The following is a 13,661-nucleotide window of genomic DNA, read 5'->3' on the forward strand; positions in this document are numbered from 1 at the left end:
TGTATGCTTTCGTGATATGTGTGTGGAATTGTTGGTATAATGGACATTTAGAGCTTTTTCAGCCTACCAAATTCGGGGAATTCTATTTATAAAGAGTTGTGTGATTGAAAAAAAAGTTGTAAGTTTGCGAAGTGAATAACGGTCATGTCAATATGTATAGTATAATGAGGACATTCGTTTGGCTGAGACGCTGGAGGCATTGTAGAGGATTCGGGGTGCAATCGCCTTGGGTTTATAGGTTCATTCGCTATGTTGTGAACGAGTGCTATCCTTATTATTCGTATGATGAACTTGCATGCAGGTGGAAAAATACGAGTCGGAAAGAAAGGAAACTTGGCATGTTGTATTTCCGTCTTTCAAATTATATGCAATCCCCTTTTGTCATTGATTACTCTACTAATTGCCGTCAGTTTGCAGACTATGTCAGGTCGGGTTGTAACAAGACTGAAGTGTTCGAGATACCACAATGCTCGACTTCTGTCGAGATATGTTCTGCTTTGTCACGCCATGAAACCATTCCGTTTCTGCGAGTTTCCACTCAAGGTTGTTATCGAACAATATTTTTTGAAGTACTCCCTAAAGCGGGACGAAAATCGATGTTCGTCATAGAAGGAATTAATAAGGACAAGGCTGCCAAAGATTTTTGGAAAGAGATAGTCGCTTTGGATCGTTGCATAACAACATTTGATTTATATTATTGCGGAATAATATTTTTTGACAACAGACGTTATAAGGAAAACTATATTGTTAATTTCTAAACATATTATATTATGGCAATATCAAAAGTTTATACTAAAACGGGGGACAACGGAACCACCAGTCTGGTAGGCGGTGTGAAGGTAAGCAAGACAAATCCCCGTATTGAGGCTTACGGTACCGTTGACGAACTCAGTGCACATCTCGGAATGTTGGCATCGTTGATGAAAGACGGTGAGGATAAAGACTTAATAATTCGCACTCAGTGTAATCTTTTTACAGTGTGTTCTTATCTTGCCACCGATAAGACTAAAACCCCACTCGCTAAAACATATACCATATCGGCAGACGAGACCACACTCCTTGAGCATCATATTGACGAAATAAATGCCGGTATTCCTGTACAAAGGTCGTTCATATTGCCCGGAGGAAGTCATGAGGCGGCTCTTGCACATGTCGCCCGCACGGTGTGTCGTCGCGCCGAACGCAGAATATTTCTTCTTGGTGAAACTACGAAACTCGCCCCGGAAATAACCCATTATATCAACCGTCTTTCCGATTATCTCTTCGTTCTTGCACGCAAACTCAATTTCGTGGAAGGCGTTAGCGATATTGCATGGACGAAGTGATACACCTTTTGGCGAAGTTATTAATCAGCATCACGTTGTCCAAAGAATTTGTATTTGACAGATTTTCGACAATAAATATTGGAATAATCGCGGATATAGAGAAAATAGTCGGCAAATTATTTTGTTTTATCTGCTATTTCCATTAATTTTGTGCATCGAAAACAGAAAATATTAACTTGTAAAAACTTTAAGGCTTATGTATTGGACACTTGAACTTGCCTCAAAACTTGAAGATGCGCCTTGGCCGGCAACCAAAGATGAGTTGATTGACTATGCTATTCGCTCAGGTGCACCCCTTGAAGTATTAGAGAATCTTCAGGAAATTGAAGACGAGGGCGATGTTTACGAAAGTATCGATGACATCTGGCCCGATTATCCCACGAAGGAAGATTTTCTTTTCAATGAGGACGAGTATTAAGCAACTGAAATTATTGAGTTGAACGATAATTGCAGCATGGCAGTTTTATTATAAAACTGCCATGCTGTTTTTTATGAAATTATGCTTGACTGCGACACATGCTATATTTTTTGTATAGAATTATTTCATAAAAAGTGATAATATAAAGTAAATTTAATACCTTAATTAATAAAAAAACATAATTTTATGATAATTTATTTGTGTGTATTTTTTTTTATATGTAAATTTTGGGCGCAATGTTTAAGGAATCTCTAATATTGTTTCGCAGCGCAATGGAAGATGATTTCTTACATTCGATAAGTGTCATTAAATGTTACAACAGATTATTAAGGTTTAAAAATGATTATTTATTATCTAAGTTATATGACTTGGAAATAACTGTATCTGTTTATACATTAGACATCTGCTAATAACCTTTTTGTTTAATTGCTGCGATTATATAATAGATTTAAGCCAATGAAGTACAAATTTTCCTTCGCCATCTTGGCATTGTATGCCAGTGTGAGTATCACGGCACAAGGTTCGTCAGTTCCTTTGCTATCCGCAGTCTCACTCGTTAACACAGATTGTGACCGTGCAAGATGCATGTTGTCTGCAACCATGTTACAATTGAAGAAGTTGAACTCCACCCCTGTATTTTCTTCAGATTTCACTGGCGATAATCCCATGGCAGGTTGGACGGCAATCGACAAAAATGGAGACGGAAATATTTGGGTAGGCGACAAGTCAATCCCTGGTATAACTTACAACGGAGAGAAAAGTCTTACAACTAATGACTTGCTACTCCCACCGGCATTGAATCTTGAAAGTGGGAAAGACTATGCAATAAGTTACTCTTTAAGGCAAAGTGGAGCATTTGTTCCTGATAATATAAAGATAGTGAAATGCGACGAAACGGGTAATTTCTCAGACACAGACATTATAGACACCGCCATAGTATATCTTGATAACGGGCTTGGCGAATATATTAAGTCTCTGCGTTTCACGGCTTCAGAAACAGGTGCAATACAGTTTGCCATATTAGTGTCAAACGCCGAGTCAAATGGAAAAATATCACTTTCTGAATTCAAAGTGGGCGAAATAAGCAAGCCTGTTCCTATGGATGTCAGTACACTCGAAGGAACGGTTAACTCTCTTTCCCATGAAGTGCAACTTAAATGGGTCAATCCGTCGAAAGACACCGAAGGGTTGGAAATAAAAGACAAACTTGATATTGAGATATATGAGGACGATGTGTTGGTAAAGACTTTGCTTGATCGCTCTATCGGCGAGGGAGATGCCTGCACGTTTACGCCGCATAAAACTGATGGCATGGCAACCTTTGTCGTAAAGACAAAGATTGGTGATGCGTATTCGGCAGGGGTCAGTATCGTCCTCAACCTGAATGATGTAGAAGGAGAGATGGTTCTATTGAAAGCATTTGATGTGAATTCCGCCACTGCCAAGGAGTGGAAAACGGAGGATTATGGTGGAACCAGTTCGTGGGTATACGACTACGGAAATGTTTTCTCACTAATTTATAATCTCAATCAGAAAGACGACGACTGGCTGTTTTCGCCAAAGGTTGAACTTACCAAAGGTACGCGTTATGTTGCCACTTATGAGTTAAAGACCTCCATGGACTATTCGTCAAGTATCGATTTTACCATAGGTACCGACCAAACTCGTTCGGCCGTAAAGGAAATCGTATGTCAGCATGTGGCATTGAACCAAAACGGGTTTGCAGAATTCAAAACAAAACAATTCTCTGTGGATACCGATGGAACTTATTCATTCGGTTTCCATGTATATGACGACAATTATTCCGTGAGTATGCGCAACCTGCGTATATTTTACATAAATCCGATCATCTCCGGAGATATGACTACCATCGTTCCAACAATGGCTTACGACCGCCATTCATCAGAACTGCGAGTAGGGGCGAGAGCCCGTGTTGATGTATATGACATCAAAGGTAACATGATAGTTTCGCTGCCGGTTGTTGTTGGAAATGTAAACCTCTCTTTCTTGGTAAATGGTGTGTATATCGTTAAGGTTACATTTGCAAACGGTAATGCAGAGAGTTTGAAAATAGTAAAATAAAAATACTCCATTACAATGAAAAAAATAAAACTTTTTATTCTTGCGACATTGATGGGCAACCTATCGCTTTTTTCACAGACATCGGGGTTCCCACGCATTTCCATGGAAGGTGTGGAATTGATGGTGGCGGTAAAGCATGGAACGTATGACTACAACAAACACATTGCTATGCCAAAAGGTCTGTATGCTTTCAACTATGATGAAAATTTCCAGCCAAAGAAAGATCAGCCTGTGATTCGCTTCAATGCTTCGGGTGGCTGTGTCCTCAACGATGGGAAAATATATGTTTGCGAATATGATTATAATGCAAACTTGCAAAATCAGAAGCCGCATTGGAAGGTATTTGATGCAGCAACGCACCAGTTGCTTTCAGACAAGGAGATGGAAGACAATTTCCGTTGTACTACTTATAACCTTGCTTACGACCGTACAACCGACAAGATATATGGATTGCTTGAGACTTATACCGAGAATTATTTGGTAAGGATAGATCCTGCGACAGCCCAGGTGGAGCGTGTATGCGAGTTGCCTTTCACGAACAAATACACTTGTCTGGCATGTAATAAGTATGGACAACTATACTGTATTTATTTTAAAAAAGAAGATTCTACACACTATCTCGCAAAAATACGCAAAAGTGACGGCAAAGTGGCCAACATCGGAGAAATGACGGTTGACAATCTGTTACATAATGACATCTTTATTAATTTTGGATATTCACAGGACATATTCTTCAATAATTCAAATGATAAACTCTATTGGATTTTGCAGAGTTCTACCCAAAACCTTGTTCATAACGAGTACACTGCGATCATAGATGTAGACACCAATACCGGGGCGGCAAGTCTCACGGCTTATGTCGTTGACCCCATTATGGTCAATGGTGCATTCTTTATGGAACCGGAATTCTCCGCACCGCGCATTATCGAAAATTTTAACTATGTGTCAGAGTCTGACAACCACATCAGAGGACATCTTGAGTTTCGTCTTCCCACGCTAGACTATGTTGGCAATGCTATTGATGGTCAACTAAGTTATGTTGTGAAGGAAAACGGTACAACGAAATTCGAAGGCAATGCGATGCCCGGGACTGTGGTAAAAACCAATGCTGCGGAGTTTGCACAAGGTGAACATCAGGTAACTGTTACCGTTGCAAATTCAGCAGGAGAAGAAGGACCTACGGTAAAACGGTCGTTCTTTTCGGGATATGATAAGCCAAAGGCATGCCGAAACATAACTCTAACTGCCGAAGGGTTGACGACAAAACTCACATGGGATGCTCCCGACGGAGGTGTGCATGGTGCCCCCATAAACCCTGCCGGTTTCACATATACCGTGATCCGTTATCCATTCGAGGTTACTGTTGCCACCGGATTGAAGACGTGTGAGTTTGTCGAGCAACACCCGGAAGACATGACTCGCTATGTGTATATTGTTAAGGCGGTAGATGCTTCGGGACAAGAGGGAGTAAGTGCATTCTCCAACAATCTTATTGTTGGTAAACCGCTTGAAATTCCTTTTGAAAGTATCTTCGAATCACCTGCCGAACTTCTAAACTATTACACCATAGTAGATGCAAATAAAGATGGTAACAGTTGGAGTTATGATTTGGCGGCACAATCTCCCATTTACATTTACAGCGATACGAAAAAGGCTGACGATTGGCTCATCACTCCACCTGCAAATTTCCGAAAGAACCGTAAATACACTCTAACATTCAAGGCTTGGTCGGGATTTATGGCGTCAGAGTCTATGGAGGTTTGGGTGGGTAAAGGTCGTACACCGGAGACACTTGATCAGATGATCTTGTCCATTCCTGCCGTACCTCACATAGAGAATGATGTGTCGCAAATCATACACAGGGCAAATTTCACCACAAACAGCGACAGCATCTTCCATGTTGGATTCCGTGTAACTTCGCCTGCTCGCTCTGGTTCTTTGTATATAAATGAAATACGAATCGAAGAAATCACTTCGGGCATTGACACTTTTGCCAACGATAATACTGAAGGATTGGTAGATGTGTACGGAGTGAATGGTGTAATGCTCCACCATGCAGTGTTGCCTGCTGTCGTTGACCGGTTGTCAGCGGGAGTGTACATATTGCGTTCATTGTCAAAGACTTATAAAGTCATTATATCAAAATAATTTAATAACTAAGAAATGTTAACTACTAATTTCTAAAAAGACTTGAGAATTATGAAAGGAAAATTATCAAAACTTTTTGCTTTGACATGTGTTGTTATGTTTAGTGTAAGTGCTAATGCCGGCATTTTTACGATCGTTGAGAATTTTGACGATCAATCGCATTTCACGACAAGTGAAAACCTGCCCGATGGTTGGAAATCGGAGGGAACCTACGCATTCAGTCGCAACACTGGTACATATTTCGGTATTGTTGCAAGATCCGGTGACTACATTTTTGCAACACCAAGTTCAATGATGCCCACTCGCAACGAGGTAATCTATACACCATTGAAAAAGATTATGGCAGGAAAGCCATGCAAAATATCGTTTTATGTATATGCACCCGGAGGAAATCCGCCGGCCGTGCGTATGAACTCTTTTACAGTAAAGGCGGGCAAGGCGCAGGAAATGGATGCACAGACAATCGAGGTTTTGGAAACTCCAAAACGTACATTTCCCGATTGGACATTGCTGGAGGGAACGTTTACGCCTGATGATGATGCGGAATATTGTTTCTCCATCTCGCTTGCTTCGTCGCTCACATCATGTGGTATAGTGGCAATTGATGACGTCGAGATTACGGGCGAGGAGCCGTCGCCAATCCCAGATCCCGATCCAGACCCAGACCCTGCAAATCTTGCAGAGGCAATAACTCCTCCATACAGTCAGTCGTTTGACAACGAGAACAACGACTATGACGGAACAACTTATGTACCGGCAAAATGGATTGCAATGGGAACAAATCCTTTCATTACGGCAAATTCCAATGATCTTCCGGCCGTTACGGGAACCTATTATATTGTTTCTCCTCCAAGTGTTACTATGCGGAACGATGTCTTATTTACGCCTTATTTTTCACTTAAGAAAGATGTGGAATGTATCATAACCTTCTATACTCATCTAAGTGGAAATGGAGAAGGAAAGAGTACTCTCGATTTTTTGGCGGGGACAGGTCAAACGCTTGATTTGCAAAAATCAATTTACACCCTTGCAGATCATAGTAATTTCGGGTGGGAATTGAACACGGTGCGATTCACGCCCAAGAAAGATGGAGCCTATTGCTTCTCTTTCCTAATTACCAGTCCGGAGTTGTCAACAGGACTCGTGGCACTTGAGGATTTCAAAGTTACTACAGCCGAGATAGAGGCATTGCCAAAGCCGTCTTTTTATGTTGATGCTCTCTATGACATAACTGAAAGTACAGTAGTTCTTTCTGAAAACCAGTCATTGAAAATCTATAATCTCACGGAGAACGCAACAAGTTACGAGTGGACTATTGAACCTGCCACAAACGAATTTGTCAGTAACCCTGTGGCAAAAGATGCCGAACTGAAGTTTACCGACTCTGGTAGTTATACCATTTCTTTAAATGCCCAGAATGAGTATGGCGAGAAGAAAATGAGCAGAGAATTGAATATTGAGATTGTTGAAATACCAACATTGGAAAAGGGACTTACCAAGCAAGGATCGGGTGACGCTACACTCGCGAGGGGTAAGGTGCCAACATTGTCAACTTCCGAATGGGATTTCATAACAGGTCCTACTCATTATTATCGCAATATTGCCGAGCGTTTTGAAGTCTCCGAAGAAAATGAAGTTAATATAAAAACTTTGAACCTAATTCTAACAAATCTTAGATACAAGCCCAATGAAAATAGTTATGATGATCAATATAACGGCAAGTTCGAAGTGATTGTTTGTGGTGAGAAAGATGGAAAAATCGATGAGAGCAATGTATTCGGAAGATATACCAGTACAATGGCAAAAACATTTGGTACGACAGGTGTTCCCGGTAATTGGGGCATCATGAAGGGCATTGTTTTCGCCGAACCGGTCAAAGTAAAGGGCAATTTTTATTTAGTATTCAGTTATCCGGATAATTTCGACTTGGATATTGATGATATAAACGTGGGAAGTTCATATTTAGGACTTGCTGCGCTGGAATATGTATCCGGTGCAACCACGCTGATGGTTAAACCGGACAGTGTACCCGAAAATAGCGGTGCGACTGTGGGAGAATGGTGTACCATAGATAAACTCGACAATACTCAAAAAGGCAACGGACTGTGGTTGACCATGTGGGTTGATATAGAAGATGGTTCTTTGCCAACGGGTGTATATGCAATCGACAACAAAGGAAATGTAGTGTTCGACGTGTGTACGGCGAACGATGGTTTCATCGTGAGTGGTGTGAAGGACGGCGAACAAATCACGGTGTTTGACGTGGACGGCAGAAAGGTTGCTAGTGCCCTTTCTGTGGGACGCAGCACATTCATTCCTTTCAATGGCACCGGCGTTTATGTAGTAAAGTCTAACGAGGGAACGAGAAAACTTGTGAAGAAATAACAGCCGGTTGCACCGTTAAATTTCGTTTGTGTAAAAGGTGATGTGTATGTTCTGACACATCACCTTTTTACGTTTAATACACAGATATTCTTGTTTTAACCCCAATCTGTCATTATACCGCATTTGCTTATATTTGCTATTGCCGTTACGCTTCCCAAGTGGCTTTAGCCCGCTTGCTGACATCTTCTCAGCCATTACATCTCGACGCAGCCCGCTACGCTTTCTATGAAACGGCTGCACATCTGCTCAACAATAGAACAAAATCGGTTGAGAGTTATAATGACCGATTTGGATTTAAAGTTAAAACACGGACAATCATGGTTGGCGTTAAAATCGGTAATACAGATTGCGGTTATGTTGTGCCTGCCGGACAATATGAACGTGTATGGAGAAAGAGCAGGCAGCAAAGTGAATGTATAGGGAGGATACACGAAGATAAAATATGTGTGGTAATGTTTGAAATTACGTAAATGGTCTGCCCCGTTATACAAAATCTTAGAATGGTTTTTGTATAATTGTTCATTATATTTTTTATACTTTAACATAGTATTGGGCTTATTTTTGTGGGGTTTATTAATCTTTTATGCAATTTATTTTGATTTTTCAAATAAAAGTTTTTATATTTGCGTCCGATATAATTTTTACCTGTTTTTTGGAATTAAAATAATGCATATCGGGTGTGCCGAATTGAAGTGTGATTTGAGCCTCCGAGAGATTGCAGCATAATCAAAATCTTACCTTTTCGGGTTTAACATTCATACATCATGCGTTTAGGTATTTAATACTATTGATAAAACACATATTTTTCAATAAATATGGAGGATAAATATTTGTTAATTTTAAAAGAACTAAAGTATGAGACAGAAAAAACTCAAATGTCATGGACTTTTCGATCAATGATGATCGGCAGGTTCAGGAGGATCTCCACTTGTGGAAACACTTCTGCTTTTTTAGCCAAAAGATGTCCCTTGTGCTTCTCTTGTGTTTGAACGCATGCTTTTTAGCGAATGCACAAGTTGAAGATGCGGTAATTTATGGAAGTGTTATCAATGCTCAGGACGGAGATAGCGGAATCTATTCATTCACCACGAAAGAAGCAAAATTAACACCTGTCAAGATGGCTACCGAATTGAAAGCACAAGGTGGTGGAGTTTACGCACAAGGAAAGTATTATTCTGTCCATGCCGATACTCGTACTCTTCATATTTATGATACCGATACATGGGAATTGTTGGAGTCAAAGCCAATGGCCAATCTCACGCTCGACATGACTTTCGACCCAACAACAAAGGAAATTTACGGATGTTTCATTGATAAGGGGGCTGTGTTGGGAAAACTGAATCCCTCTGATGGAACAGAGAATAAATAAGTTGGACATAATCCTGTCGGAATTGTTTTGTACCAATGACGGACAACTTTATGGTATATCGAATAATGGAGGGTTCTACACCATAAACAAAACTAATGCGGAGGTGGAATTTGTCGGAGAAACAGGGTTAATACCCATGTTTGCACAGTCGGCAACCATTGATCCCTATACCGGAAAATGTTATTGGGCAGCCACCTTTCCCAATTTTACTTCAGGTTTGTACGAAGTAGATCTTACCACCGGTGAGGCATCACAGTTTTACGCATTCCCTAATGGCGAGGAGATTACGGGATTATACATACTCCGTAATGTTCCGGCAGATGCCCCGTTTGCAGTCGAAAACTTAGAGGTGAATTTCCAGAACGGCAGCAATGACGGAACGGTAAGTTTCAAAATGCCGTCCAAAAAGAAAAACGGAACACCTCTTACGGGACAAATAGATTATAAATTGTATTTAAATGATGAAATACAAAGCGGAAAAGCCGCTGCCGGTGAAGTCGTAAACAAATCTGTGCATGTGGAAACCGGAATGTGTAAGTTCGTTGTCGTGGCAAGCAATGAAGCCGGAGAGGGCGAGGGCTGCATTAAATCGGTGTGGATAGGAATCGACTCTCTGGAGAAAGTTGTCGGGTTGACCTTGAAGAAAACTTCCAAAACAGGCATCGCTCTTTCGTGGAAAGTGCCAACGAAAGGAGCGCATGGAGGATATATCAACAATGACGAGGTAACTTACAAAATAGTACGTTACCCCGAAGGTGTGACAGTACAAGAAGGCAAAAAGCAAATATCTTTTACAGAGGAGATAACAAAAAACGGAACAATCCAAATATTGGTATGGAGTGATTGCAGTCTTTAATGGCATTAATGGCGAAGAAGTGCTGTCAAACAAGGTGACAATGGGAGAAGGAAAAGAAATCCCTTATAACGAGAGTTTTGACAATGCCGACAAAGCGGAACTTTTTACTGTCATAGATGACAATGGTGACGATCATTCGTGGTCTTATTCTGCAGAAAACGGACTGGAGCAATTAGATGCAACGAATACATGCGACGATTGGTTGATAACACCACCGGTTCGTTTGTCGAAAGATTCTTATTATAAGGTGTCGTTTAAGTCGGCATGTAATTCCAACGACACTCATCGCATCGGAATTTCAACAGGAAAGTTGCCGAATGTGGAGAGTTTGACACAGGTGATAATGGAACCTATCAACATTGCAACGGGATTTGAAAAGCAAAGTTTTACGGCTAAATTCCGCATTGCAGACAATGATGATTATTATCTTGGCTTCCATGCCACAAGCAATCCTGCATCTCCTCTCAGCCTTGATGACATTGTCGTGGAAAAATTGACTGTCGTAGATGCGCCGGCAGCGGTTTCAAACATTACCATCGTACCCGCAAAGAAGGGTGTGTTGAGTGCAAAAATCACTTTCAATGCGCCAATAAAACAAATGCCGGTGAGAATCTGCAAGATATTTCCAAAGTAGAATTATACAGAAATGGGAATCTTGTTCGTGAGTTCAATGAAGTGACGCCCGGAAAAGAACTTAATTTCACTGATAACGAACCGGTTAACGGGTTCAACGATTACATGTTTATTGCTTACAACGGCAAAGGACGTGGCGACGACATTAATAAAAAGGCATATATCGGAGTGGATTTCCCCGCAGCCGTAATGAACGTTAATGCCAAAGAAGTGGCAGACGGTATAATAAAAATAACGTGGGAAGCACAGACGAAAGGTATTAATGGCGGTTATATAGATCCAAGCAAACTGAAATATTTAGTACGGCGTAATGCCTCATTCCTTGTCGGAAATGGTCCTTTGACAGAGTTGTCGGTTAATGATACCATAGAGGGACTTGGAGATAAGCAATTAATTTACGGTTACGCAATCAATGCTCATTCGGAAGCAGAAATCGGAGCAGATGCTTTCTCGCCGTGTGTCATGGAGGGCAAACCATACGAATTGCCGGTTGTGGAATCGTTCTCAAACGGCATGCTCACTTACACGGACTGGACAACATTCCCCATGCTTTCAGGCTCAAAGTGGGATCCTGTGCAGGATAATGACAACAGAGCACAAGATGGTGATCACGGCATGCTTTCGCTCATTTCACCAATGGTATCCACCGGTCCGCTGACACTTATGTCTCCCAAATTCCGTATGAATAACACCGTAAAACCGGTATTGGAGTTCTGGGTGTTCCATTCATCGAATGAAGGAACCATGACTCTTGAGTTGTTGAATCCCGAACAACAATTCGAAAAAGTACTCGACATCGATTTCGGACAAGATGTCGGAAAATGGAATAAATACACTGTCGATTTGTCGGAATATGTGAATGAGAAAACGCTTCAGTTCATTTTCACCACTTCGAACTTTAGTAAAGGAGACGCACTTTATATCGACAACGTAAATGTCTATGACAACCTTGAGCATAATATTGCTGCCGTGGGTCTTGAAGCACCTCTTAAACTTGAGGTGGGAGAGACCGGAGATTTCATCGTGAAGGTGCGAAATCTCGGCAAACAAACCGCAAAGAATTACACCATAAACATATATAACGGTGACGAGATTAAAAAAACTATTTCCGGACCGTCTCTTTCTGCTGGTGAAACAAAGGACGTTTCCGTCAAGATTATTCCGCAGACCACCGACTTGTATGATATGAAACTTCATGCGGTTGTTCAATACGATGCCGATGAAAATCTCAATAACAATACGACGAATGTCGTAAACGTGAAGGTAGTGCCGTTGTCTTATCCCGCCATTACTGATTTGAAGGGAAATAAAGAGGACAACCGTGTGAACTTGACATGGACTGCCCCCGACCTGACAAATATGAAGCCGGAATACACGGTGGAAGATTTTGAGAAATATGAGGCATTCACCATTACAGATTTGGGCGATTGGACAATGCTTGATAAAGACAACAATGCGGCCTCAATGGAGTTCCGTACGGCAGACAATCAATGGATTATATATCCGAACGGAGGAGGAAAGATGAACTTCCAAGTAATAGACCTGAGTCAAATCATCGGTACGAAAAAAGACGGATGGACGAGTATGTCGGGCAACAAAATTTTGATTTCTCCTTATTCGAGCGGTGTCAATGGCAATGATGACTGGCTTATTTCTCCCGAACTGTACTCACTCGGACAGACAATAACATTGAATGCAAAGAGTTTGAATTTCGACAACTATGGTCTCGAACATTTCCAAGTTCTCTATTCTACGACCGATAAGAACTCTGACAGTTTCGTAGAATTGGCGACAGAAGAGAATGTTCCTATGGAATGGACGGAATATTCATACACATTGCCAAAGGATGCCAAGTTTTTTGCAATACGTGCTTATATGGTCAACAGCGCACTGTTCTTGGACGATATCAAGTTCATTCCCGTTTCGGCAAAACCGGTAGAACTGGAAATGATGGGATATAATGTTTATAGAAATGGTAAGAAACTCAATGATACCCCCGTTGCAGAGACTTCTTATGCCGATAACGATATTTCATACGACGAAACATATCGTTACCGGGTGACAGTGGCTTATGACAAGGGCGAGTCCGACTATTCTAACGAATATGTGGCCGGTTCTGTAAGCGGTATAAGCGATACGGAAACAGATATGCCCGTGCTATTTGCAGAAAACGGTTCCATTCGCATTGATAACACATCGGGAAAAACCGTTGAGGTTTATACTGTAAACGGAACGCTTGTCGTGTGCGAGAAGAATAAGAAGAAACTTTCCATTAACGTTCCACGCGGTATTTATATCGTAAAGGTAGGCTCCGAGACTTATAAAGTCGTGGTGGATTAATGTCGGAAATGTATTTTTGGCACTCCCTCGTTGCCGTAACAACACTTTATCGCAACCGGTCGTCAAGATTTCTCGATGTGTAACGACACCGAAAAAACAATGACC

The 13,661-nt window shown here is 41.2% G+C and carries 11 protein-coding genes; all 11 read left to right on the top strand.

All coding sequences use genetic code 11. The features are described 5' to 3' along the window. The first annotated feature begins 164 nt into the window (after positions 1-164). The 11 genes from EII32_RS07920 to EII32_RS07970 all read left to right on the top strand — a co-directional run bounded on the left by EII32_RS07920 (position 165) and on the right by EII32_RS07970 (position 13,556). Positions 165-758, top strand: coding sequence for a hypothetical protein (locus EII32_RS07920; protein ID WP_125234898.1), 594 nt, complete (start codon positions 165-167; stop codon positions 756-758). Positions 759-770: 12 nt separating this feature from the next. Then, positions 771-1,325 (top strand): cob(I)yrinic acid a,c-diamide adenosyltransferase, encoded by a 555-nt coding sequence (locus tag EII32_RS07925; protein WP_125234899.1) that lies wholly within the window; start codon positions 771-773, stop codon positions 1,323-1,325. 196 nt (positions 1,326-1,521) lie between these two features. Beyond that, positions 1,522-1,743 carry a DUF2795 domain-containing protein gene (locus tag EII32_RS07930; RefSeq protein ID WP_125234900.1) on the top strand — a complete coding sequence of 74 codons (222 nt, stop codon included), beginning with the start codon at positions 1,522-1,524 and terminating at the stop codon, positions 1,741-1,743. A 456-nt stretch (positions 1,744-2,199) separates the two neighbouring features. Next, complete coding sequence (locus EII32_RS07935) at positions 2,200-3,825, top strand: T9SS type A sorting domain-containing protein (protein ID WP_125234901.1); 1,626 nt, start codon at positions 2,200-2,202, stop codon at positions 3,823-3,825. 15 nt (positions 3,826-3,840) lie between these two features. Beyond that, complete coding sequence (locus tag EII32_RS07940) at positions 3,841-5,973, top strand: hypothetical protein (protein WP_125234902.1); 2,133 nt, start codon at positions 3,841-3,843, stop codon at positions 5,971-5,973. A 51-nt stretch (positions 5,974-6,024) separates the two neighbouring features. Beyond that, complete coding sequence (locus EII32_RS07945) at positions 6,025-8,358, top strand: T9SS type A sorting domain-containing protein (protein ID WP_125234903.1); 2,334 nt, start codon at positions 6,025-6,027, stop codon at positions 8,356-8,358. Positions 8,359-8,516: 158 nt separating this feature from the next. Continuing rightward, positions 8,517-8,828, top strand: a complete 312-nt coding sequence (locus EII32_RS07950) for a hypothetical protein (RefSeq protein ID WP_125234904.1) — start codon at positions 8,517-8,519, stop codon at positions 8,826-8,828. Between the two features lie 491 nt (positions 8,829-9,319). Continuing rightward, a complete protein-coding gene (locus EII32_RS07955) occupies positions 9,320-9,727 on the top strand; it encodes a hypothetical protein (RefSeq protein ID WP_125234905.1) in 408 nt (135 codons plus the stop codon). Then, a complete protein-coding gene (locus tag EII32_RS07960; RefSeq protein ID WP_125234906.1) occupies positions 9,708-10,583 on the top strand; it encodes a hypothetical protein in 876 nt (291 codons plus the stop codon). Before EII32_RS07955 ends, EII32_RS07960 begins: the two co-directional genes overlap by 20 nt. Then, positions 10,567-11,217 carry a choice-of-anchor J domain-containing protein gene (locus EII32_RS07965; RefSeq protein ID WP_125234907.1) on the top strand — a complete coding sequence of 217 codons (651 nt, stop codon included), beginning with the start codon at positions 10,567-10,569 and terminating at the stop codon, positions 11,215-11,217. Before EII32_RS07960 ends, EII32_RS07965 begins: the two co-directional genes overlap by 17 nt. 41 nt (positions 11,218-11,258) lie before the next feature. Beyond that, positions 11,259-13,556 carry a T9SS-dependent choice-of-anchor J family protein gene (locus EII32_RS07970; RefSeq protein WP_125234908.1) on the top strand — a complete coding sequence of 766 codons (2,298 nt, stop codon included), beginning with the start codon at positions 11,259-11,261 and terminating at the stop codon, positions 13,554-13,556. The last annotated feature ends 105 nt before the right edge of the window (positions 13,557-13,661 follow it).

This window comes from Prevotella sp. OH937_COT-195 (assembly GCF_003932845.1).
Classification (GTDB): Bacteria; Bacteroidota; Bacteroidia; order Bacteroidales; family Bacteroidaceae; genus Prevotella.

Coding starts and splice junctions, on each gene's coding strand:
- EII32_RS07920 (WP_125234898.1), top strand. CDS start 165: ATGAGGACATTCGTTTGGCTGAGACGCTGGAGGCATTGTAGAGGATTC.
- EII32_RS07925 (WP_125234899.1), top strand. CDS start 771: ATGGCAATATCAAAAGTTTATACTAAAACGGGGGACAACGGAACCACC.
- EII32_RS07930 (WP_125234900.1), top strand. CDS start 1,522: ATGTATTGGACACTTGAACTTGCCTCAAAACTTGAAGATGCGCCTTGG.
- EII32_RS07935 (WP_125234901.1), top strand. CDS start 2,200: ATGAAGTACAAATTTTCCTTCGCCATCTTGGCATTGTATGCCAGTGTG.
- EII32_RS07940 (WP_125234902.1), top strand. CDS start 3,841: ATGAAAAAAATAAAACTTTTTATTCTTGCGACATTGATGGGCAACCTA.
- EII32_RS07945 (WP_125234903.1), top strand. CDS start 6,025: ATGAAAGGAAAATTATCAAAACTTTTTGCTTTGACATGTGTTGTTATG.
- EII32_RS07955 (WP_125234905.1), top strand. CDS start 9,320: ATGTCCCTTGTGCTTCTCTTGTGTTTGAACGCATGCTTTTTAGCGAAT.
- EII32_RS07960 (WP_125234906.1), top strand. CDS start 9,708: ATGGAACAGAGAATAAATAAGTTGGACATAATCCTGTCGGAATTGTTT.